This is a genomic window from Modestobacter sp. NPDC049651, assembly GCF_040659695.1.
Taxonomy (GTDB): Bacteria; Actinomycetota; Actinomycetes; order Mycobacteriales; family Geodermatophilaceae; genus Modestobacter.
The window spans coordinates 52121-73694 of the sequence record NZ_JBFAOG010000016.1 but is presented as its reverse complement, the minus strand read 5'-3'; the positions used below and the strand labels follow the sequence as shown (position 1 = coordinate 73694).

The 21574-nt window shown below is 74.6% G+C and carries 20 protein-coding genes; 5 read left to right on the top strand and 15 right to left on the bottom strand.

Features of this window, described 5'->3' with window-relative positions:
- Positions 1-10: 10 nt before the first annotated feature.
- The 5 genes from AB0J00_RS18465 to priA all read right to left on the bottom strand — a co-directional run bounded on the left by AB0J00_RS18465 (position 11) and on the right by priA (position 4288).
- The gene (locus AB0J00_RS18465) at positions 11-1816 is read right to left on the bottom strand and encodes a DUF222 domain-containing protein (protein WP_357747503.1); all 1806 of its coding nucleotides are present in this window, start codon (positions 1814-1816) and stop codon (positions 11-13) included.
- A 90-nt stretch (positions 1817-1906) separates the two neighbouring features.
- Positions 1907-2377 carry a GNAT family N-acetyltransferase gene (locus AB0J00_RS18460; protein WP_357747501.1) on the bottom strand — a complete coding sequence of 157 codons (471 nt, stop codon included), beginning with the start codon at positions 2375-2377 and terminating at the stop codon, positions 1907-1909.
- A gap of 5 nt (positions 2378-2382) precedes the next feature.
- On the bottom strand, positions 2383-3177 hold the full coding sequence (gene hisF / locus AB0J00_RS18455; RefSeq protein WP_357747499.1) for an imidazole glycerol phosphate synthase subunit HisF: 795 nt from the start codon (positions 3175-3177) through the stop codon (positions 2383-2385).
- A complete protein-coding gene (locus tag AB0J00_RS18450; RefSeq protein ID WP_357747496.1) occupies positions 3174-3566 on the bottom strand; it encodes a RidA family protein in 393 nt (130 codons plus the stop codon). Before AB0J00_RS18450 ends, hisF begins: the two co-directional genes overlap by 4 nt.
- Entirely contained in the window at positions 3563-4288 is a 726-nt protein-coding gene (gene priA / locus AB0J00_RS18445) for a bifunctional 1-(5-phosphoribosyl)-5-((5-phosphoribosylamino)methylideneamino)imidazole-4-carboxamide isomerase/phosphoribosylanthranilate isomerase PriA (protein WP_357747493.1), read from the bottom strand. The genes AB0J00_RS18450 and priA overlap by 4 nt, the downstream gene beginning before the upstream one ends.
- Before the next feature lie 61 nt (positions 4289-4349).
- Here priA and AB0J00_RS18440 point away from each other — a divergent pair, with 61 nt between their 5' ends.
- Together AB0J00_RS18440 and AB0J00_RS18435 are read left to right on the top strand one after the other, a co-directional pair.
- Positions 4350-4961 (top strand): nitroreductase family protein, encoded by a 612-nt coding sequence (locus AB0J00_RS18440; protein WP_357747490.1) that lies wholly within the window; start codon positions 4350-4352, stop codon positions 4959-4961.
- Between the two features lie 8 nt (positions 4962-4969).
- The gene (locus AB0J00_RS18435; protein ID WP_357747487.1) at positions 4970-5725 is read left to right on the top strand and encodes an SDR family oxidoreductase; all 756 of its coding nucleotides are present in this window, start codon (positions 4970-4972) and stop codon (positions 5723-5725) included.
- Here the strand turns inward: AB0J00_RS18435 and AB0J00_RS18430 are convergent.
- The 3 genes from AB0J00_RS18430 to AB0J00_RS18420 all read right to left on the bottom strand — a co-directional run bounded on the left by AB0J00_RS18430 (position 5722) and on the right by AB0J00_RS18420 (position 9263).
- On the bottom strand, positions 5722-8028 hold the full coding sequence (locus AB0J00_RS18430) for a M28 family peptidase (RefSeq protein ID WP_357747484.1): 2307 nt from the start codon (positions 8026-8028) through the stop codon (positions 5722-5724). The genes AB0J00_RS18435 and AB0J00_RS18430 overlap by 4 nt on opposite strands.
- Positions 8029-8095: 67 nt before the next feature.
- Positions 8096-8734: an imidazole glycerol phosphate synthase subunit HisH gene (gene hisH, locus AB0J00_RS18425; protein ID WP_357747482.1), complete on the bottom strand. Its 639-nt coding sequence runs from the start codon at positions 8732-8734 to the stop codon at positions 8096-8098.
- A 73-nt stretch (positions 8735-8807) separates the two neighbouring features.
- Complete coding sequence (locus AB0J00_RS18420; RefSeq protein ID WP_357747480.1) at positions 8808-9263, bottom strand: GNAT family N-acetyltransferase; 456 nt, start codon at positions 9261-9263, stop codon at positions 8808-8810.
- 106 nt (positions 9264-9369) lie between these two features.
- Between AB0J00_RS18420 and AB0J00_RS18415 the strand changes: the two genes are divergently transcribed.
- Positions 9370-10851 carry a SulP family inorganic anion transporter gene (locus AB0J00_RS18415; RefSeq protein ID WP_357747477.1) on the top strand — a complete coding sequence of 494 codons (1482 nt, stop codon included), beginning with the start codon at positions 9370-9372 and terminating at the stop codon, positions 10849-10851.
- Positions 10848-11198, top strand: coding sequence for a MerR family transcriptional regulator (locus AB0J00_RS18410; RefSeq protein ID WP_357747474.1), 351 nt, complete (start codon positions 10848-10850; stop codon positions 11196-11198). The genes AB0J00_RS18415 and AB0J00_RS18410 overlap by 4 nt, the downstream gene beginning before the upstream one ends.
- Before the next feature lie 99 nt (positions 11199-11297).
- Here the strand turns inward: AB0J00_RS18410 and AB0J00_RS18405 are convergent, their stop codons facing one another.
- The 5 genes from AB0J00_RS18405 to hisD all read right to left on the bottom strand — a co-directional run bounded on the left by AB0J00_RS18405 (position 11298) and on the right by hisD (position 16316).
- Positions 11298-12755, bottom strand: a complete 1458-nt coding sequence (locus tag AB0J00_RS18405; RefSeq protein WP_357747472.1) for a ferric reductase-like transmembrane domain-containing protein — start codon at positions 12753-12755, stop codon at positions 11298-11300.
- A 356-nt stretch (positions 12756-13111) separates the two neighbouring features.
- Positions 13112-13288: a hypothetical protein gene (locus tag AB0J00_RS18400; protein WP_357747469.1), complete on the bottom strand. Its 177-nt coding sequence runs from the start codon at positions 13286-13288 to the stop codon at positions 13112-13114.
- A 4-nt stretch (positions 13289-13292) separates the two neighbouring features.
- Positions 13293-13889 carry an imidazoleglycerol-phosphate dehydratase HisB gene (hisB, locus tag AB0J00_RS18395; RefSeq protein ID WP_357747466.1) on the bottom strand — a complete coding sequence of 199 codons (597 nt, stop codon included), beginning with the start codon at positions 13887-13889 and terminating at the stop codon, positions 13293-13295.
- 4 nt (positions 13890-13893) lie between these two features.
- Complete coding sequence (locus AB0J00_RS18390) at positions 13894-15000, bottom strand: histidinol-phosphate transaminase (RefSeq protein ID WP_357747463.1); 1107 nt, start codon at positions 14998-15000, stop codon at positions 13894-13896.
- Positions 15001-15014: 14 nt separating this feature from the next.
- The gene (hisD, locus tag AB0J00_RS18385; RefSeq protein ID WP_357747460.1) at positions 15015-16316 is read right to left on the bottom strand and encodes a histidinol dehydrogenase; all 1302 of its coding nucleotides are present in this window, start codon (positions 16314-16316) and stop codon (positions 15015-15017) included.
- Positions 16317-16413: 97 nt separating this feature from the next.
- On the opposite strand from hisD, the gene AB0J00_RS18380 reads away from it, so the two are divergent.
- Positions 16414-17283: an LON peptidase substrate-binding domain-containing protein gene (locus AB0J00_RS18380; protein ID WP_357747457.1), complete on the top strand. Its 870-nt coding sequence runs from the start codon at positions 16414-16416 to the stop codon at positions 17281-17283.
- Here the strand turns inward: AB0J00_RS18380 and AB0J00_RS18375 are convergent.
- Positions 17280-17909: a DUF2567 domain-containing protein gene (locus tag AB0J00_RS18375; RefSeq protein WP_357747454.1), complete on the bottom strand. Its 630-nt coding sequence runs from the start codon at positions 17907-17909 to the stop codon at positions 17280-17282. The genes AB0J00_RS18380 and AB0J00_RS18375 overlap by 4 nt on opposite strands.
- Before the next feature lie 46 nt (positions 17910-17955).
- Positions 17956-21516 carry a DNA polymerase III subunit alpha gene (gene dnaE, locus AB0J00_RS18370; RefSeq protein ID WP_357747451.1) on the bottom strand — a complete coding sequence of 1187 codons (3561 nt, stop codon included), beginning with the start codon at positions 21514-21516 and terminating at the stop codon, positions 17956-17958.
- Between the last annotated feature and the right edge of the window lie 58 nt (positions 21517-21574).

The following is a 21574-nucleotide window of genomic DNA, read 5'->3' as shown; positions in this document are numbered from 1 at the left end:
ATGGTGCCGATCACCGGTCGGGCTGCCGAGGGACCGCAGGGGGCGAGGTGGCCCGGCGGGGCTCAGAACGGTGGCGGATCGCCCTGCGGGGGCCCTTCCTGCGGCCGTGCCCCTGCGGCCGTCGGGTCCGGCGGCAGGTCGTCGTCCGCCCCGAAGCGTGGCGGGTGGGTGATGAGCACCTGGCCGGTGGGGGTGGCCCACTCCAGCCCGCCGTCGGGGAGGCCGCGCAGCGACCAGCCGGGCGCCTGGTGGCTGAGCCGGTGGTGGTGCCGGCAGAGGCAGCACAGGTTGTGGTGCGCGGTCGGGCCGTACGGGAACGGCAGAGTGTGGTCGAGGTCGCAGCGGATCGGCCGCGCGCGGCAGCCGGGGAACCGGCAGCGCCGGTCGCGCAGCCGGACGAACGCGTCCAGCTCGGCCGCGGGTCGGTACCGCGGCGTCTCCGGTGGTGGCCCGAGGGCGCGGCCGGCGCGGCGGCCGCACGCAGCGCGAGGGCGTCGGTGAGCGCGACCAGCTGACCGCTCAACCCGTCGATCAGCCCCAGGTGCGGCCGGTGCGCCAGCGCGGTGCCCCGCAGGACCCGCGCGGTGAGCAGGTCGGCCAGCCCCGCGCGGGCACGCTCGTCCGCGGGCGAGCGGTCGAGCTCATCAACAGGGGCACGCTCCGGTCCAGGATCTGCGGCGGTACGGCTGGGCGGCTCGGGGTCCGGGTCGGCCAACGGCTCGCGCTCGGCCTCGGGCGGGTCGGTCCGCGGCATCAGCCCCAGCGCCTCCGCGAGCTCCCGCACCATCTGCGCCGGCACCAGGTCCCCGTCGACCTCCCCCGGCTCGTCGCCGCCCAGCAGCGTCTCGATCGCCGTCACCAGCGTGATCCGTGCCTGCACCGGCGAGAGCCCGTGCTCCCCCGGGCGCAGCACCAGGTCGACCAGGCAGTCGACCATCCGCTGCTCCCGCGTGCGCTCGTCACCCTCGGTCGCTGCTGCGTCGGCGAACCGGCGCAGCGCGTCCTGCAGCGCCCGGGCCACGGGCGCGGGCAGCACGACCGACAGCGTGGCCATCCCGTCGTCGCCGCCGTGGACGACGACCCGGCGCCGCCGCACCGCCTCGGTCACCCGCCGGGCCACCGCCGCGGCGTCCAGCTCCATCACCAGCCGGCGCGCGGCCGCGCGCAGCTGGTTGCGTGTCTTCCCCGCGCTCCGGGCCAGCAGCCGCGCCTCGGCGTCGGCCCGCACCTCGTCGCGCAGCGGCGCGACCAGGTCGGTCATCACCCGGGCGTGCCCCCAGCTGATCCGGCCGTCGGCCAGGGCATCGAGGGTGGCCGGCAGCCGGTCGACCAGCAGCAGCGAGTCGACGAGCAGTCCCTGCGCGGCGTCGGCGGTCAGCCCGAGCCCGGTGCTGACCTCGTCGACCGCCCACTCGCTGACGTCGGCCAGCACCGCCGGCCGAGCCGCCCGGGTGCGGGCCGCGGCCGCGCCGATCTCCGACTCCGGCCGGTCGAACGACGACGGCCGGCACCGCGCGAACCCTGCCAGCGCCTCGGCCTGCTCGGCGGCGGCCCGGGACAGCTCCCGCTGCGCGCGCACCGCTCGCTCCAGGTGCGCGCCACCCTCCGTGGCCAGCTGGTCCAGCCGCTCCGCCCGCGCTGCGAACCGGGCGTCCGCGGTACGGCGCCGGCCGGCCAGCTCCGGTACCCACTCGACGCAGGGCACCGGCGGGTGCAGCTCCAGCTCGGACGACACGCTGTCGAGCAGCCGGCGCAGCTCGGTCTCGACGGCCGACCCACCCGGCCGGTCGAGCACACTCGCCTGTCGTTCGAACACGTGTTCGATCATACCGACCGGGTGGACCGCTGACCAGCCGGAACGGTGCCTGTGGACAGCGCCGGAACGGGGTGCAGACGCCCGGCAACGTCAGCCCCGCGGCTTGCCCAGGTGCACGAGCGCGTACCCCGCGGGGGTGCGGGTGCGGTGCGTCTCGCGGTAGCCGAGCCGTCGGTAGAGCCGCAGGTTGGCCCCGCTGCGCTCGCCGGTGAACAGCCGCACCTCCCGGACCGCGGCCGGCAGGGCCTCCTCGACCGCGGCCAGCAGCCGCGACCCGAGCCGTTCGCCCTGCCGGTCCGGTGCGACCGTGAGGCGGCCGATCTCGGCGACGGCGCCCACCACGGTCGCCCGGACGGCCGCCACCAGCCGCCCGGCACCGTCCCGCCACCCCACCGCCACGACGTCCGGGCGGCCGAGCTCGTCGGACAGCTCCGCGAGCGACTGCCGCAGGGCGGGCAGCTGCAGGTCGTCGTGCGCCTGCGCCTCGGTCACGTAGGCGGCGCGCTGCAGCGTCAGCACCTCACCGGCGTCGGCCGTCCCCAGCGCGACCAGCTGCTCCACGGCGGTCAGACCAGGGGGCGGTCGGACTCCCGGCGGATCGGCACACCGGCCGCGTCCAGCGCCTGCTTCACGTCGCCGACCCGCAGCTGCCCGAAGTGGAAGACGCTCGCCGCCAGCACGGCGTCGGCGCCGGCCTCGACCGCCGGCGGGAAGTGCTCGACCGCGCCCGCTCCCCCACTGGCGATCAGCGGCACGGTCACCTCGCGGCGCACCGCGCGGATCAGCTCGGTGTCGAACCCGGCGCGGGTGCCGTCGGCGTCCATCGAGTTGAGCAGCACCTCGCCCACGCCCAGCTCCGCGGCCTGCACCACCCACTCGACGGCGTCCCGGCCGGTGCCCCGGCGGCCGCCGTGCGTGGTGATCTCGAAGCCCGAGTCGGTGCGTGCGCCGTCCTGCACGCGGCGCGCGTCCAGCGACAGCACCAGCACCTGGTTGCCGAACCGGTCGGCGATCTCGCTGATCAGCTCCGGGCGGGCGACCGCGGCGGTGTTCACCGCGACCTTGTCGGCACCGGCCCGCAGGAGCTTGTCGACGTCGGCCACCGACCGCACGCCGCCGCCCACGGTCAGCGGGATGAACACGGACTCCGCCGTCCGCCGGACGACGTCGTAGGTGGTCTCCCGGTCACCGGAGCTCGCCGTGATGTCCAGGAAGGTCAGCTCGTCGGCGCCCTCGGCGTCGTAGACCCGGGCCATCTCCACCGGGTCGCCGGCGTCGACCAGGTCGACGAAGTTGACGCCCTTGACCACCCGGCCGGCGTCGACGTCCAGACACGGGATCACCCGCACCGCCAAGCTCATGCCCCAGCTCCTCGCACCGCGTCCGCCTCGATCTCGATCAGCATCGCCGGGTCGATCAGCGCCGCCACCTGCACCATCGAGGTGGCCGGCCGCACGTCGGCGAAGTGCTCGCCGTGCACCCGCCCGGCCTCCTCCCACCGGCTGATGTCGGTGACGTACATCCGGGTGCGGACGACGTCGCCCAGCGCGAAGCCCGCCTGCGCCAGCGCCGCGGCCACGTTCGCCAGCGCCACGCGCGTCTGCGCGGCCAGGTCGCCCGGGTGCTGCACGACGCCGTCGACCGTCGCCGTCGTGCCGCTCACCCACGCCCGGTCACCGGCGACGACCACCCGGCTGTAGCCGACGACCGGCTCCCAGGGCGCGCCGGACCCGAGCCGCTGGGTGGTCACCCCCTGGTCACCGCCAGCGCCTCGGGCAGCGTGAACGCCCCCGCGTACAGCGCCTTGCCCACGATCGCGCCCTCGACGCCGACCGCGGTCAGCCCGGCCAGCGCGCGGATGTCGTCGAGCGAGCTGACCCCACCCGACGCGACGACCGGCCGCGGGGTGGCGGCGCAGACCTCGCGCAGCAGGTCGAGGTTCGGCCCGCGCAGCGTGCCGTCCTTGGTGATGTCGGTGACGACGTAGCGGGAGCAGCCCTCGGCGTCCAGCCGGGCCAGCGTCTCGTACAGCTCGCCGCCCTCCTGGGTCCAGCCGCGGGCGGCCAGCCGGGTGCCGCGCACGTCCAGGCCGACGGCGATCCGGTCACCGTGCTCGGCGATCGCCCGGGCGCACCACTCCGGCGACTCCAGCGCCGCGGTGCCCAGGTTGACCCGGCGGCAGCCGGTGGCCAGCGCGGCGGCCAGCGACTCGTCGTCCCGGATGCCGCCGGACAGCTCCACGTCGACGTCGAGCTCGCCGACGACGCGGGCCAGCAGCTCCCGGTTCGAGCCGCGGCCGAAGGCGGCGTCCAGGTCGACCAGGTGCACCCACTGCGCCCCGTCGCGCTGCCACTGCAGCGCGGCCTCCAGCGGGTCGCCGTAGGAGGTCTCGCTCCCGGCCTCCCCCTGGGTCAGTCGGACGGCGAGGCCGTCGGCGACGTCGACGGCGGGCAGCAGCTGCAGTTCGGGCACGGCGTCAGCCTAGGTGGACCTCCCGACGGGTCCTGCCGGACCGCTGCGGCAGGGTGCTGCCATGGAGTTCCGCGAGGTGGTGCGCCGGCGCCGGATGGTCCGCGACTACGACCCCGACCGCCCGGTGCCGCCCGAGGTCCGCGAGCGGCTGCTCGAGCACGCCATCCGCGCCCCCTCGGCCGGGTTCAGCCAGGGCTGGGCGTTCCTGGTCCTGGAGAGCCCCGAGGAGCGCGACCGCTTCTGGACGGCGACCACCGGGGACGGCCCGCCGGACCGCTGGCTCACCCGGATGCGCCGCGCCCCGCTGCTGGTCGTGCCGCTGTCGCACAAGGCCGCCTACCTCGACCGCTACGCCGCCGCCGACAAGGGCTGGACCGACCGCGACGAGGCCCGCTGGCCGGTGCCCTACTGGGACGTCGACACCGGCATGGCCGCACTGCTCGTGCTGCTCACCGCGGTCGACGAGGGCCTCGGCGCCTGCTTCTTCGGCGTGCCGCCCGAGCGCATCCCGGCGTTCCGCGCCGCGTTCGGCGTGCCCGACGGGTACCAGCCGGTCGGCTGCGTCTCGGTCGGCTACCCCGGCTCCGACGACCCGCGGTCGCCGTCGTTGCGGCGCGGGCGCCGCGGGGTCGACGAGGTGGTGCACCGGGGCAGGTGGGGCGCGGCTGGTTGACTGCCGCGGTGACCGACTCCCGCCCCGTGCTCGTGACCGGTTCCTCCCGCGGCATCGGCCGCGCCATCGCGCACGCGTTCGCGTCCCGCGGCGACCGGGTGGCCGTGCACTCCAGCAGCTCCCGGGCGGCTGCCGAGCAGGTCGCAGCAGAGCTCCCCGGCAGCGGGCACACCGTCGTGCAGGGCGATCTCGCGGACGCCGCCGCGGTGGCCCGGTTCGTCGACGAGGCGGCCGAGGCGCTCGGCGGGCTGCAGGTGCTGGTCAACAACGCCGGCGTCTTCACCGCCCACCCGCCGCTGACCACCGCGTACGAGGACTGGCAGGCGATCTGGGCGCGCACGCTCGCGGTGAACCTCACCGGCGCGGCCAACGCGACGTTCCGCGCCGTCCCGCACCTGGTCGCCGCCGGCGGCGGGGCGGTCGTCAACGTCACCAGCCGCGGCGCGTTCCGCGGTGAGCCCGACACCCCCGCCTACGGCGCGTCCAAGGCCGGGCTCAACGCCTTCGCCCAGTCGATGGCCCTCGCGCTGGCCCCGCAGGGCATCTCGGTCACCTGCGTCGCGCCCGGGTTCGTGCAGACCGAGATGGCCCGCGACGTGCTCGACGGGCCGGGCGGGGACGCCGTCCGCGCCCAGTCGCCCTACGGCCGGGTGGCGAAGCCCGAGGAGGTCGCCTCCGCGGTGCTGTGGCTGGCCTCCCCCGAGGCGGCGTTCTCCACCGGCACGATCGTCGACGTCAACGGCGGCAGCTACCTGCGCAGCTAGCGCACCTCGCGGGAGGTCCCGACCACCAGCAGGTCGGAGGTGTGGGTCCCGGCGACCCCCACCCCGGCCGGCCGCGGCACGAAGCCGGGCAGGTCGGCGAGCCCGTCGCTGCCGTCCAGCGCACGCACGGTCACCGGGCCGTCGCCGGACACCTCGACCGTCGCCGTGACCCCCTCGGCCGGCGGCGCGTGGAAGGTGACGGTCAGCCGGTCGGTGCCCAGCGCCTCGGCGGGCACCTCCCGCCCGGCCACCACCGCACCGGTGACCTCCGCGCCGGCGACGTCCAGCACCACCAGCCGCGCGGCCCGCTGCGACTGCAGCCGCACGGTGAGCTCCCGCCGGCCCCCGACGAGGTCCCGGACCGCGGTCGTCAGCGCGGGCGCGGGCAGGTCCGCGGCCTCCGCCCGGCCGGTGGTGACGTCGCCGGAGAACACCGGGAACGCGTCGCCGAGGTCCTCGTGCCCGCCGACGTACCGCGCCGTCCAGTCGACCGGGTCGTCCTCGGTGCTGATCCACCAGGCCCGGTCCCGGTCGGCGTCCAGGGCGTACATCAGCTGGGTGGGCACCGGGTGCCGCGCGTCGAACCGGTCGACGACCAGCCCGGTGCCGAACAGCGCCACCACGAGCACCCCCGCCACCGCCGGCACCAGCGCCGCGCCCCGCCGCCGGGGCCGCTCTCCCGCCGCAGCCCGCTCCGCCGCCGGGAACAGCAGCTCCAGCACCGGCAGCAGGACCAGCGCGAGCAGCACCGCGAACAGCGCCGGCGCCGCCCCGGTCGCCAGCCCCAGCGCCGGGAAGAACAGCGCGATCGTCGGCGCGAGCACGACCACCGCCACCGCCCCGGCGAGCAGCGCGCCGAGCAGCCGGACCCACGGCCGGCCCGACAGCAGCCCGACCACGCCGGCCACCCCGCCGGCCAGCGCCGGCAGCGCGGCCAGGTACGACCCGCCGGGCGCGACCGCGGCGAGGACGGCGCCCAGCACCACCGGCCAGCCCAGCGCCCCCACCGCCAGCGCCGTCGCCCCGACCCGGCGCAGCAGCGCGTACCAGGCGAGCACCACGAAGAGCACCAGCGCGACCACGCCGAGCCGGTACCAGCCCGGTCGCCACGGGTCGATCATCCCGGCGTAGCCCGGCCGCACCGCGGTCAGCAGCGCCCACGCCCCCTGCGCCGCCAGCGGGGCGAGGACGACGGGCAGCAGCGCGAGCCCGAAGCCGGCCAGCGACCGGCGCAGCGGCGTCCCGGCCCGGCTCCGGGCGAGCGCGGCCAACCCGCCCAGCGCGGCCACCGCCAGGCCGGCGAGCGGCCACACCGACCAGCCGGGGAACCGGACCAGCCGGCCGAGGACCGGGAAGTACACCGCGTCGGCGTCCCCGGGGCGGGCCAGCTCGCGCAGGTCGCGGCCGCCGAGCTCCCGGGTCAGCGCCAGGGCGTTGTCGCCCATCGCCTGCAGGCTGCCGCGGTCCATCCGGTCCGGTGTGTCCTCGGGCGTGTGGTACGCCGCCGAGCCCTCGATCCAGGCGGTGTTCAGCCCGGTGAACCCGGCGTCGAGCAGCGGGCTGAAGTCGGTGTCGTTGGGCAGCGCGCGGTAGACCTCGACGGCGAAGCTGGTGGCAACCGGGTGCGGCGCGGCCGCGGCGAAGACGCCGGCCAGCCCGGCGTTGCCCCGCGCCGTCTCGAACATGATCGGCGGGCCGCCGGTGCCGCGGGCCTCCAGGTTCAGCACGACCCCGCCGTCGGCCGCGAGCGGGTCGCCGGCCGCGAAGGCCTCCGCGCCGCAGAGGCACGCCTCCTCGGCGTCGGTGAACACCACCACGACGTCGTTGCGCAGCTGCGGGCCCGCGGTGAGCGCGCGCAGCGTCTCCAGCACCGAGGAGACGCCCGCCGCGTCGTCGTTGCCGCCGGGGCCGGTCTCCACCGAGTCGTGGTGCGCGACGAGCAGCAGCCGGCCGGTGGGGTCGCGGCCGGGCAGCTCGGCGACGACGTTGCGCACCCGCGCCATCTCCACCTCGCCCGGGTCGCCCGGGTTCGCGCCGACGGCGTCCTGGACCCGCGGCTGCAGCCCGAGGCCGGTGAGCCGGGCGAGGAGGTGGTCGCGGACCCGGTCGTCGGCGGCGCTGCCGGTCACGTGCGTCTCCCGCGCGATCTCCTCGACGTCCGCGAACGCGCGCCCGGCGCTGAACCGGTCGGCCGGCGCGTCGGACGCCGCGGGCGCGGGCGGCTGGAGCACCAGCACGCTCAGCGCGGCCAGCGCCCCGAGCAGGAGCAGGGCGACCAGCCCGGGTACACGACCGGCACGCACCGACGACCTCCAGCAGACGAGAGCCGGCTCACCCTAGGGGTGCGCCGGCCGCGTCCGGAGGACCAGGTCAGTCCAGCGAGTCGAGCCAGTTGGTGAGCAGCTGCGCGCCGGCGTCGCCGCTCTTCTCCGGGTGGAACTGGGTCGCCGACAGCGGGCCGTTCTCCACGCCCGCGACGAAGCGGTCGCCGTGCTCGGCCCAGGTGACCGACGGCGGCGTGAGCCGGCCGGTGACGCCGGGCTCGGACAGCGGGAAGTGCCGCACCCCGTAGGAGTGCACGAAGTAGAAGCGCTGGTCCTCGAGGCCCGCGAACAGCGTCGAGCCCTCCGCGGGCTGCACGGTGTTCCAGCCCATGTGCGGCAGCACCGGCGCCTTCAGCTGCTCGACGGTGCCCGGCCACTCGCCGCACCCCTCGGCGTCCACGCCGTGCTCGACGCCCCGCTCGAACAGCACCTGCATGCCCACGCAGATGCCGAGCACCGGGCGCCCGCCGGCCACCCGGCGGCCGATCACCTTCGGCCCCTCGACCGCCCGCAGCCCCGCCATGCAGGCCGCGTACGCGCCGACACCCGGGACGACGAGACCGTCGGCCTCCAGGGCGGCGTGCGGGTCGGCGGTCACCGTGACGTCGGCACCCACCCGGGTGAGCGCCCGCTCGGCCGAGCGCAGGTTGCCCGACCCGTAGTCCAGCACGACGACCTTCTTCACAGCTGCCACGCTACCCACCAGCCCCCGACGGGCCCGCGGTGTTCCGCCGCACGGCGGTGACCACGGCCACCGCTCAGAGCACCAGCTCCCCCACGACCTCACCGAACAGCTCCTCCCCGGTGGGCCGGAAGCCCAGGCGCAGGTAGAAGCCCTCCGGCCCGTGCGGGTGCCGCTCCCACAGCACGGTGATCCGCTCCTGCCCCCGCCGGCGGGCCTCGTCGGCCACGGCCCGGACGGCGAACCGGCCGACTCCCTGCCCCTGTGCCTCCGCGGCGACGGCGAGCCGCCAGATGCCGCAGCGGAACGCCTCGATCTCGTTGCCCGGGTCGAAGGCGGCCATGACGAAGCCGACGACGGGGCCGCCGTCGCCGTCGGTGACCACCCGCGGCCACGCGACGTCGGGGCTGGCGTAGGCCTCGGCGAGCGACTCGGCGACGGGCGCCACCACACCCTCCTGCTCCGGGCGGATCCGCAGCCGGCAGGCGGCGGTCACGGTGGCGGGGGTGACGGGGCTCAGGCGGAGGTCCATGACCGGAGGGTGCCGCAGGGGTCCGACAGGAACCCTCCCCTCACGTGAGGGTAGGTTCGGTGGCTCGCGCAACGGTGCGCTGCCCTCCCGATGGACGAAAGGCGTCATGACAGCCGCACTCGCCGACCGGCGTCCCCAGTGGGTCGCCGCGCTCACCTCGCCCCGCACGCTGCGCACCGAGGTGCTCGCCGCCCTCGTCGTCGGCCTCGCGCTGATCCCCGAGGCCATCTCCTTCTCCGTGATCGCCGGGGTCGACCCGCGGGTGGGGCTCTTCTCCGCGGTGACCATGGCGGTGACGATCGCGGTCGTCGGTGGCCGGCCCGCGATGATCTCCGCCGCGACGGGGGCCGTCGCCCTGGTCGTCGCTCCCGTGGTGCGCGACCACGGCCTGCAGTACCTGATCGCCACGGTGCTGCTGGCCGGTGTCCTGCAGGTGGTGCTCGGCCTGCTGGGCGTCGCCAGGGTGATGCGGTTCGTGCCGCGCAGCGTGATGGTCGGCTTCGTCAACGCGCTGGGCATCCTGCTGTTCACCGCGCAGCTCCCCCAGCTCACCGGTGTGCCGTGGCTGGTCTACCCGCTGGCCGCCGGTGCCCTGGCGATCATCTTCCTGCTCCCCCGGGTCACCACCGCCGTCCCGGCGCCCCTGGTGGCGATCGTCGTCGTCACGGTCGTCACGGTGACCGCCGGCATCGACGTCCCGACGGTCAGCGACGAGGGCGAGCTGCCCACCAGCCTGCCCACCCTGGGCCTGCCCGACGTGCCGTTCACCTGGCACACCCTGACGGTCATCGCGCCCTACGCCCTCGGCATGGCCCTGGTCGGGCTGATGGAGTCGCTGATGACGGCCAAGCTCGTCGACGAGCTGACCGACACCCGGTCCAGCAAGACCCGCGAGTCGTGGGGCCAGGGCGTGGCCAACCTGGTCACCGGCCTCTTCGGCGGCATGGGCGGCTGCGCGATGATCGGGCAGACGATGATCAACGTCCGGTCCGGCGCGCGCACCCGGTTGTCGACCTTCCTCGCGGGGGCCTTCCTGCTGGTGCTGGTCGTGGTGCTCGGCCCGGTCGTCGGGGTCATCCCGATGGCGGCGCTGGCCGCGGTGATGGTGTTCGTCGCGATCGCCACCTTCGACTGGCACAGCCTGCGCACGCTGCGCCGGATGCCGTACAGCGAGACCGCCGTCATGGTCGTCACCGTCGTCGTCGTGGTGGCCACCTCCAACCTGGCGATCGGCGTCGCGGTCGGCGTCCTGCTGGCCTGCGTGCTCTTCGCCCGCCGGGTCGCCCACCTGGTCACCGTCACCGCGACCGACGCACCGGACGGCGCGCGGGTGTACACGGTCACCGGCGCGCTGTTCTTCGCCTCGACCAACGACCTGATCGGCCGGTTCGACTACGCCGGCGACCCCGGGCGGGTGCGCATCGACCTGTCCGGCGCGCACGTCTGGGACGCCTCGTCGGTGGCCGTCCTCGACGCGGTCGAGCACAAGTACGCCGGCCGCGGGAAGACCGTGGAGATCACCGGGCTGACCGAGGTGACCGGCCACTACCACCGCCGGCTCGCCGGCCGGCTGGGCGGTGCCGGGTGAGCGAGCCGCGGCGGATGCAGATCGGCGAGGTCGCCGAGCGCATCGGCCTGTCGCTGCGCACCATCCGGTACTACGAGGAGGTCGGCCTCGCCGTCCCCTCGGCCCGGTCGGACGGCGGCTTCCGGCTCTACGCGGACGACGACGTCGAGCGGCTGCGGGTCATCATGCAGATGAAGCCGCTGGGCTTCTCCCTGGAGGAGATGCGCGAGCTGCTGGAGCTGCTCGACGCCGGGGACGACGCCGACCCCGCCCGGCTGACCGCGTTCCGGGCGCAGGCCGCCGAGCGGGTCGCGGCGCTGCGGGCCCGGCTGGCGACCGCCGAGGCGTTCGCCGCCCGGCTGGGCTGAGGCGGCACCCTCAGGCCTGCACGGCTGCCCAGAGCACGCACAGCAGCAGCACGATCCCGCTGACCAGCCAGGCGGCCGCGGTGGCGGACATGCGCATCGTCAGACCATCCCGAACTGCTCGCTGTGGACGTTGTCCGCGTCGATCCCCAGCTGCCCCAGGGAGGTCTCCACCGACTGGACGACCTCCCCCGAGGCGCAGATGAAGTACTCCAGCACCCGCCGCTCCAGCGGGAGGTGCCGGTCGAGCAGGTCGGCGTCGATCCGGCCGCGCTCCCCGCGCCACTGGCCGGAGGGCCGGCTGACCACGTGCACGACCCGCAGGTTGAGCCGGTCCTGCAGCCGGGCCAGCTGCCGGACCCCGGTCACCTGGTCCTCGTAGCGGTTGGCCAGGAACAGCCAGCACGGCCGCTGGTCACCCTGGTCGGCCAGCGTGGCCAGCATCGACAGGAACGGGGTGACGCCCACGCCGGCCCCGATCATCACGTAGCCCATGCCCGGGTTGCTCTCGAGCGTGAACGAGCCGTGCGGACCGTCGAGGTGGACCCGGTCGCCGACCCGCAGCCGGCGGATCGACCCGGTGAAGCCACCGACGTCCTTGATCGTGAACTCCACCCGGGACCGCAGCGCGCTGGACGAGATGGAGAACGGGTGCCAGGTCGGGGTGAACGGGTTGCGGCTGGGCAGGATCCAGGCGAACTGCCCCGCCCGGAAGGAGAACTCCTGCCCGCCGTGCCGGAACGCGGGCTCCAGCCCCACGGTCACGCTGCCGCCCGGCTCCGGCCACAGCTCGGCCACCCGCCAGGGTCGCAGCGCCAGTCGCAGCGGCTTGACCAGCCGCACCCAGACCGCGAGCCAGAGGAACGCCGCGAGGTACACCGACCAGACCAGGCGCACCCACGGCGCACCCAGCCAGTGCCCGACCAGGAACGCGTGCGCGAAGCCGGCCAGCACGATCACCACGCCGAGCACCGAGTGCAGGACGTGCCAGACGGGGTAGGGCAGCCGCAGGGCCCGCCGCCAGATCGAGGTCACCATCAGCAGGGCGAGCGCCGCGACCGACAGCCACGCGAACTGGGCCCGCAGCGGGTCGTGCGCCAGGTCGAGCAGCTCGCGGTAGCGGGCGGAGTCGGCGAACAGCAGCAGCGGGTGCCCGAAGGCAGCCGCCACCGCCAGGAACGAGACCTGCCGGTGGTACCGGAGGACGACGTCGATCCCGAAGGGCGCCGCGCTCCGGGAGAACCGGGCGGCCAGGGCGAACTGCAGCCCCAGCACCGACAGCGCGACGAACCCCAGCGCGACGGAGAACTCGACGACGAAGCCGCGTCCGGGCCGGGGATCGGCGAAGCAGACCGCCAGCGGGGCCACGGCCAGCAGCAGGTGCAGGCCGAGCCAGGCGGCCTGCCGCAGCCCGGTCGCCGGGGCCTTGCGCCGCCTGCTGGTGACGCCGGGGTGCACCGCGCGCTCCCCGTTGGCCAGCTGCTCCAGCCGGTGGCCGCTCGGGGTGGGGTCGACGTACAGCCACTGCGGCGGGGACGTGCGGTCCAGCGCCGAGCTCACGGCGTCGGCTCGCAGGGGCGGGCGCTGGGCATGGACGGTCCTCTTCGGCTGGTACGCGACGTCGGCCACCGGGCCGGGACGCAGGTCCGCCGGCCGCGGCGCACCACCCGGAGGGACGACGCACGTCCGGGCGGACGAGCACACCGGGTGCTCGGTCAATGACGGTAGGTGCGCACCCCCGGTCGCGGTCAACCCCTCCGCGGGACTTCCGAGACCGGTCGGTCACACCCGCACCAGTGACGGGGGTCACCCGGCACGCTGACCTGCGGCTTGCCCGTCGCGGCAGGTCGTCGTGCCGACGGAGACCTTCGCCACACGTCCGGTCACCGGACCGTCCGGTCGGCCGCCCGACCGGGTCAGACCAGCCGGAGCACGCCCGCGGCGACCGCCAGCGCCGCGGCGGCGAGCAGGATGCCGCTGAACAGCCACTGCCCGCCGGTGCGGCCCTTGGTGTCGTGGTCGGCGCGGAAGATGCTCCACGCGCCGCCGAGCAGGAAGAGCCCGACGACGATCAGGATGTTGCCGAACGTCACCCGGCTACAGAGCGCCCTTGGTCGAGGGCACGTCGGTGACCCGCGGGTCGAGCGCGACCGCCGTCCGCAGCGCCCGGGCCAGCGCCTTGAACTGCCCCTCGACGATGTGGTGGGCGTCCCGGCCGGCGTAGAGCACCCGGACGTGCAGGGTGATCCGCGCGTTGAACGCGAACGACTCGAGCACGTGCTTGGTGAGCGACGTCGGGTAGTCCGGCCCGATCATCGGCGTCATGCCCTCGGGCTCGGCGTGCACGAAGTACGGCCGGCCGGACAGGTCGACGGCGGCCTGCACCAGCACCTCGTCCATCGGGATCGTGGCGTCGCCGTAGCGGGTGATCCCCCGCTTGTCGCCCAGCGCCTCCGCGAACGCCTGGCCCAGCGCGATCGCGACGTCCTCGACGGTGTGGTGGGCGTCGATGTGCAGGTCGCCGTCCGCCCGCACCGTCAGGTCGATGCCGCTGTGCTTGGACAGCGCCGTGAGCATGTGGTCGTAGAACCCGACCCCGGTGGCGATGTCGGACGTGCCGGTGCCGTCGAGGTCGAGCTCGACGACCAGCTTGGTCTCGTTGGTCGCGCGCTCGACGCGTGCCCTGCGGGTCATGGGGTCAGTCTCCCAGGCGGTGGGTGGGGGCCACCTCACCCAGCGCGGTGAGGAAGGCCTCCGTCTCTTCGGGTGTGCCGGCGGTCACCCGCAGCCAGCCGGGCAGGCCGGGGTCGCGCACCAGCACGTCCCGGTCCAGCAGCGCCTGCCAGGCGGCGTGCTGGTCGGCGAAGTGGCCGAACAGCACGAAGTTCGCGTCGCTGGGCACGCTGGTCAGCCCCAGCGCCGGCAGCGCGGCGACGATCCGGTCGCGCTCGGCCTTGACCGCGTCGACGGTGGCCAGCAGCGCGTCGGTGTGCGCCAGCGCGGTGCGCGCGGCGACCTGGGTCAGCGAGCTCAGGTGGTACGGCAGCCGGACCAGCTGGACGGCGTCGACCACCGCCGGGTCGGCCGCCAGGTAGCCCAGCCGCAGGCCGGCCATGCCGAAGGCCTTGCTCATCGTCCGGCTGACCACCAACCGCGGCCGGCCGGGCAGCAGGGTCAGCGCCGACGGCGTGCCCGGGCGGGCGAACTCCGCGTACGCCTCGTCGACGACGACCACGCCCTCGGTCGCGTCGTAGAGCGCGGCGATCGTGCCCAGCTCGACCGCGGTGCCGGTCGGGTTGTTCGGGCTGGTCACGAAGACGACGTCCGGTGCGACCTCGCGCACCTGCGCGGCCGCCTTCTCGACGTCGATGGTGAAGTCCTCGCGGCGGTGCCCGTCGACCCACCGGGTGCCGGTCGACGCGCTGATGATCGGGTGCATCGAGTAGGACGGCGTGAAGCCCAGCGCCGTCCGGCCCCCGCCGCCGAAGGTCTGCAGCAGCTGCTGGAGCACCTCGTTGGAGCCGTTGGCCGCCCACACCTGCGCCGCGGACACCTGCTCGCCGCTGGTGCGGGTCAGGTAGGTGGCGAGGTCGGTGCGCAGCGCGAGCGCGTCCCGGTCGGGGTACCGGTTGAGCCCCTGGGCGGCCGTGCCCAGCGCCGTCGCGAGGTCCGCGACCAGCGCCTCGGGCAGCGGGTAGGGGTTCTCGTTGGTGTTCAGCTGGTGCTTGACCGGCAGCTGCGGCGCCCCGTAGGGCGACTTCCCGCGCAGCTCCGGGCGGAGCGGCAACTGGTCGGTGCTGGTCACGTGCTGGTCCGTCATCAGCGCTGCCGCACCCGCACGGCCGCCGCGTGGCCGGGCAGGTCCTCGGCGTTGGCCAGCGCGTCGATGTGCCCGGCGACCTCGGCCAGCGCCTGCTCGTCGTACTCGATGACGTGGATGCCGCGCAGGAACGACTGCACGGACAGGCCGCTGGAGTGCCGCGCGCAACCGCCCGTGGGCAGCACGTGGTTGGACCCGGCGATGTAGTCGCCCAGCGACACCGGCGACCAGGCGCCGACGAAGACAGCGCCGGCGTTGCGCACCCGCGCCGCGACCTCGCGGGCGTCGCGGGTCTGGATCTCCAGGTGCTCGGCCGCGTAGGCGTCGACCACCGCGAGGCCCGCGTCGAGGTCGTCGACGAGCACGACCCCGGACTGGCTGCCGTCGAGCGCCGTGGTGATCCGGTCGCTGTGCTTGGTGGCGGCCACCTGGCCGGGCACCAGGTCGAGCACCCGGTCGGCCAGCTCCTCGCTGGTGGTCACCAGCACCGCGCCGGCCAGCGGGTCGTGCTCGGCCTGGCTGATCAGGTCGGCCGCGACGTGCGCGGGGTCGGCGGTCTCGTCGGCCAGCACGGCGACCTCGGTCGGGCCGGCCTCGGAGTCGATGCCGATCAGGCCGCGCAGCAGCCGCTTGGCCGCGGTCGTGTAGACGTTGCCCGGCCCGGTGACCATGTCGACCGGCTCGCACGAGCCCGCGCCGTAGCCGAAGACGGCGATCGCCTGCGCCCCGCCCACCGCGTAGACCTCGGTCACGCCCAGCAGCGCGCACGCCGCCAGGACCCCCGGGTCGGGCAGGCCCCCGTGGTCGCGCTGCGGCGGGCTGGCCACCGCGATCGACTCCACGCCGGCGATCTGCGCGGGCACGACGTTCATCACCACGGAGCTCAGCAGCGGGGCCAGGCCGCCGGGCACGTACAGCCCGACCCGGCGCACCGGCACCCAGCGCTCGGTGACGGTGCCGCCGCGGACGACCTCGGTGGTGACGTCGGTGCGCCGCTGGTCGGCGTGCACCTTCCGCACCCGCGCGATCGACTCCTCCAGCCCGGCCCGCACCTGCGGGTCGACCGACGCCAGCGCCTCGTCCAGCGCAGACTGCGGGACGGCGAAGTCCTCGAGGTCGACGCCGTCCAGGCGGGCGGTGATCTCCCGGACCGCCTGCGCGCCGCGGATCCGCACGTCCTCGCACAGCGGGCGGACCGTCGCGAGCACCGCGTCGATGTCGGTGGCGGCACGGGGCAGCAGGTCGGCGAGCTCCCGCGGGCCGGGGAGCGCCGATCCACGCAGGTCGATGCGGGCGAGCACGGGGCACCTCCGGTGGGGCGGCAGACGTCCTGTCAAGCGTAGCCGGGGCGTCCGCGCCGCCCGGTGGGCGTGCTCGGTGCCCTCTAGAGTCCCGGTCGTGGCGCACGGCAGCAGCTCCCGCGAGGTGATCCCGCTGTTCCCGCTGGGCACTCCCCTGTTCCCCGGGGTGGTGCTCCCGCTCAACGTGTTCGAGCCGCGGTACCGGCAGCTGGTGGCCGACCTCACGGCGCTGCCCGAGGGCGACCAGCGCCGCTTCGGCGTGGTGGCGATCCGGCAGGGCTGGGAGGTCGAGCGGGTCGCGCCGGCCGAGGCGCTGTTCGACGTGGGCTGCACCGCCGTCGTGCGGGCGGTCGCCGCGCAGCCGGACGGCGGGTACCGGCTGGTGGCCGTGGGCGGTGACCGGTTCCGGCTGCTCGACGTGCTGGTCGGTGACCCGGCCGCCGACGAGCCGCCCTACCTGCGGGCCGTGGTCGAGTGGCTGGGCGAGGAGGAGGCCGCGGAGGAGGCGGCCGGCGACGCCGACGGCCTCACCGGTCCCGGCGGCCCGGCGCCCGACGAGGTGGTCACCGAGGTGGCCCGCGGCTCGCTGGAGCTGCTCGCCGGCAACGTGCGCGACCTCTTCGCCCGCTACGTCGCCGACGTCGCCGTCCGGCAGGGCAGCGCCGCGGCCGGCGAGCTCACCGACGCCGTGCTCGAGGCGCTGGAGCCCGACGACCCGGACGCCGACGGCGGCACCGAGGAGATGCTCCGCGAGGTCAGCGACGACGCCCGCGGGCTGTCCTACCTGGTGGCCTCGACCGCGCTGCTGACCACCGACGACCGGCAGGCGCTGCTCGCCGAGTCGGCCACCCGCCGGCGGCTGGCGATGGAGTCGCGGCTGCTGCGCCGTGAGCTCACGCTGCTGCAGACGCTGGGGGCGGTGCCGGTCGCGCTGCGCGACCTGGCCACCCCGATGACGCCAAACTAGCCGGCGGGCTGCCGGCGGCGGAGCTGGTCGTCGGTGGTCAGCGTGGCGGCGACGACGTAGACCAGCACCGCGGCGAACGGGCCGACCGCGAGGGCGCTGAGCGCGCCGAGGTCCAGCGCCGTGGTCACCCGGGCGCCGACGTCGGCGAGGTCGGCGCGGCTGGGGCCCTGGCCGAGCGCCCGGCCCAGCTGCCAGGCGACGACGCCGGCCGCGAGCATGCCGATCGTCAGCGCGGCGACCGCTCCCACCCCGCGGCGCCGCCGGCGCGACCAGACGGCGAGGCCCGCGAGCAGACCGAGGCCGGCGAGCACCAGCGTGAAGACGCCGTCATCGGCCATGAACAGCTCGTTCGACACCGGACCGCCGACCGGCTCGATCCCGTCGGCGGTGACCGTGAAGTCCGCCCGGGGGGCGAGCTGCCACCAGACCAGCCCGGCGACCAGCCCGCCGAGCGCCAGCAGCAGGACGGTCACCGCGGCGCTGCGCAGGTCCCGGCGGAGGTCGGCCGCCCACGGCGCCGCCGCCCGGGCCGCCGGCCCACCCGGCGGCGGCCAGGCGAAGGCGCTCCCGGGTGGGGCGACCGGCGGGGCCGGCGCGGACCAGCCGGGCGGGGAGGGCTCGCTCACCGGCCCAGTGTCGCTGCCCGACCTGTGGGGTCCGCTCCGGACCCCCTCACAGCAGCGCGACGCTGGTCGGGCCGAGCAGCGCCTTGATGTCGCCCATCAGCGCGGTGCTCGGCCGCACCCGCAGCCCCTGGTCCAGCCGCAGCACGGTCTCCCGGCCGCCGTTGAGCAGCTTGAGCTGCACCTCGGTGGTGCCGGGGTGGCTGCCGAGCACCTCGCGCAGCCGCTCCACCACCGGCGGGGTGCACCGGGCCGCGGGCATCGAGACGAGCACCGGCCCGCGCGGCCCCTCGGTGAGCTCCGGGATCGAGACCTCGGCGCCGAACAGCGACGGGGTGTCGTCCCGCCGGCTGATCCGGCCCTTGACCGCCACGATCTGGTCCCGGACCACCCGCTCGGACACCTCGGCCCAGGTCTTCGGGAAGAACAGCACCTCGATGCCGGACTCCAGGTCCTCCAGCGTGGCGATCGCCCACGGCGCGCCCTGCTTGTTGGTGCGCGGGGCCACCGAGGTCAGGATGCCGGCGATCGTCACGTTCGCGCCGTCCTCGACGCCGCCGGAGACGATCTCGGCGATCGGGGTGTCGGCGTGCGAGGCCAGGACGTGCTCGACCCCGTGCAGCGGGTGGTCGGAGACGTAGAGGCCGAGCATGTCGCGCTCGAAGACCAGCCGCTCGGCCTTGGACCAGTCGGCGGTGGGGATCGGGATGTCCAGCGCGGCGCTCAGCGGGTCGTCGCCGTCGCCGTCCCCGAAGCTGCCGAACAGGTCGAACTGCCCCTCGGCCTCCTTGCGCTTGAGGCTCATCGCGGAGTCGACGGCCTGCGCGTGGATGGCGGCGATGCCCTGGCGGGAGTGGCCCAGCGAGTCGAACCCGCCGGCCTTGGCCAGCGACTCGATGACCTTCTTGTTGCAGGCCACCGTGTCGATCTTGCGCATGAAGTCGGCGAAGTCCTTGAACGCGCCCTTCTCCTCGCGCGCCCGCACGATCGACTCGACCACGTTGGTGCCGACGTTGCGCACCGACGCCAGGCCGAAGCGGATGTCGGTGCCGACGGCGGTGAAGTCCCAGGAGGACTCGTTGACGTCCGGCGGCAGCACCTTGATGCCCATCCGGCGGCACTCGGCGAGGTACACCGGCCGGCGCTCCTTGTCGTCGCCGACGCTGGTGAGCAGCCCCGCCATGTACTCGGCCGGGTAGTTGGCCTTCAGGTAGGCGGTCCAGTAGGAGACCAGCCCGTAGGCGGCCGAGTGCGCCTTGTTGAACGCGTAGTCGGCGAACGGGACCAGGATGTCCCAGAGGGTCTTCACCGCCTCGGCCGAGAAGCCGTTGGCCTTCATGCCGGCCTCGAAGCCCACGAACTCGGCGTCCAGGACCGACTTCTTCTTCTTGCCCATCGCGCGGCGCAGCAGGTCGGCCTTGCCGAGGGAGTACCCGGCGACCTTCTGCGCGATGGCCATGACCTGCTCCTGGTACACGATCAGGCCGTAGGTGCCGCCGAGGATGTCCTTGAGGGGCTCGGCCAGCTCCGGGTGGATCGGGGTGATCTCCTGCTGGCCGTTCTTGCGCAGCGCGTAGTTGGTGTGCGAGTTCGCACCCATCGGGCCGGGCCGGTAGAGCGCACCGACCGCGGAGATGTCCTCGAAGTTGTCCGGCCGCATGAGCCGCAGCAGCGAGCGCATCGGGCCGCCGTCGAACTGGAAGACGCCGAGCGTGTCGCCGCGGGCCAGCAGGTCGTAAGTCTTCGGGTCGGTGAGGTCCTTGCTGATCTCGTCGAGGTCGACCGGGTCCTTGCCGTTGGCCACGATGTTGCGCAGCGCGTCGTCGATGACGGTGAGGTTGCGCAGGCCCAGGAAGTCCATCTTGAGCAGGCCGAGCGTCTCGCAGGTCGGGTAGTCGAACTGCGTGATGATCGCGCCGTCGGCCTCGCGCCGCATGATCGGGATCGAGTCGATCAGCGGGTACCGGCCGATGATGACGCCGGCGGCGTGCACGCCCCACTGCCGCTTCAGGCCCTCGAGCTTGCGCGCCTGGTCGACGACCTCGGCCGCGCCGGGGTCGGACTCGTACTTCGCCCGGAACTCCGCCGCCTCCTTGTAGCGCGGGTGCGCCGGGTCGAAGATCCCCGACAGCGGGATGTCCTTGCCCATGACCGCCGGCGGCATCGCCTTGGTCAGCTCGTCACCGACCGAGTAGGGGCGGTCGAGCACCCGGGCGGCGTCCTTGATCGCGGCCTTGGCCTTGATGGTGCCGTAGGTGACGATCTGGCTGACCCGCTCCTCGCCGTACTTCTGCGAGACGTACTGGATGACCTCGCCGCGGCGGCGGTCGTCGAAGTCGATGTCGACGTCGGGCATGGAGACGCGCTCGGGGTTGAGGAACCGCTCGAAGATCAGCCCGTGCTGCAGCGGGTCGAGGTCGGTGATGCCCATGACGTACGCGGCCAGCGAACCGGCCGCCGACCCACGGCCGGGACCGACCCGGATGCCGTTGTCCTTGGCCCAGTTGATGAAGTCGGCGACCACGAGGAAGTACCCCGGGAAGCCCATCTGGCAGATGATCCCGACCTCGTAGTCGGCCTGCTTGCGCACGTGGTCGGGGATCCCGCCGGGGTAGCGCTTGTGCAGCCCGCGCTCGACCTCCTTGATGAACCAGGAGGTCTCGTCCTCGCCCTCGGGGAGCGGGAAGCGGGGCATCAGGTCGGCGCCCTCGGTGAACTGCACCTCGCACTGCTCGGCGACCAGCAGCGTGTTGTCGCACGCCTCGGGGTGGTCGCGGAACAGCGCCCGCATCTCCGCGGAGGACTTCAGGTAGTAGCCGTCGCCGTTGAACTTGAAGCGGTTGGTCTCGTTGAGCCGCGACCCGGTCTGGATGCACAGCAGCGCGTCGTGCGCGTCGGCGTCCTCGCGGTGGGTGTAGTGCAGGTCGTTGGTGCCCAGCAGCGGGATGCCCAGGTCCTTGGCGATCTCCAGCAGGGCGGGCTTCGTCTTCTTCTCGATGGACAGCCCGTGGTCCATGATCTCGGCGTAGAAGTTCTCCTTGCCGAAGATGTCCTGGAAGTCGGCGGCCGCCTGCCGGGCCCGGTCGACCTTGCCGGCCCGCAGCCACATGTTGACCTCGCCGGACGGGCAGCCGGTGGTGGCGATGAGGCCCGTGCCGTAGCGCTCCAGCAGGTCGCGGTCGAAGCGCGGCTTGCGGTACTGCCCCTCCAGGCTGGCCAGCGAGGAGATGCGGAAGAGGTTGTGCATCCCCTCGGTGGTGCGGGCCAGCAGCGTCATGTGGGTGTACGCCGCCTTGCCCCGGTTGGAGCCGCCGTCGCCCTCCTCGTCGATCAGCTTGTCGCCGAAGTCGAACGGGGCGCGGTCGAACCGCGAGCCGGGCGTGTAGTAGCCCTCCATGCCGATGATCGGCTTGATCCCGGCGGCCTTGGCCTGCTTGTAGAAGTCGTAGGCACCGAACACGTTGCCGTGGTCGGTCATCGCCAGCGCCGGCATGCCCTCCTGGGCCGCGGCCTTGGTGACCTCACCCAGCTTCGCCGCGCCGTCCAGCATCGAGTACTCGGTGTGCACGTGCAGGTGCACGAATGAGTCGGACGGCGACGTGCTGCTCACGGGCGGGGACGCTCCTCACGGTCGGCGGGGCACAGGGGGACCGGCGGGGAAGGCCGTT

What these genes read in the sequence shown, in the direction of transcription:
- AB0J00_RS18440 (WP_357747490.1), top strand. Translation starts at nt 4,350, where the DNA reads ATGGAGTTCCGCGAGGTGGTGCGCCGGCGCCGGATGGTCCGCGACTAC.
- hisF (WP_357747499.1), bottom strand. Translation starts at nt 3,177, where the DNA reads ATGAGCTTGGCGGTGCGGGTGATCCCGTGTCTGGACGTCGACGCCGGC.
- AB0J00_RS18415 (WP_357747477.1), top strand. Translation starts at nt 9,370, where the DNA reads ATGACAGCCGCACTCGCCGACCGGCGTCCCCAGTGGGTCGCCGCGCTC.
- hisB (WP_357747466.1), bottom strand. Translation starts at nt 13,889, where the DNA reads ATGACCCGCAGGGCACGCGTCGAGCGCGCGACCAACGAGACCAAGCTG.
- AB0J00_RS18420 (WP_357747480.1), bottom strand. Translation starts at nt 9,263, where the DNA reads ATGGACCTCCGCCTGAGCCCCGTCACCCCCGCCACCGTGACCGCCGCC.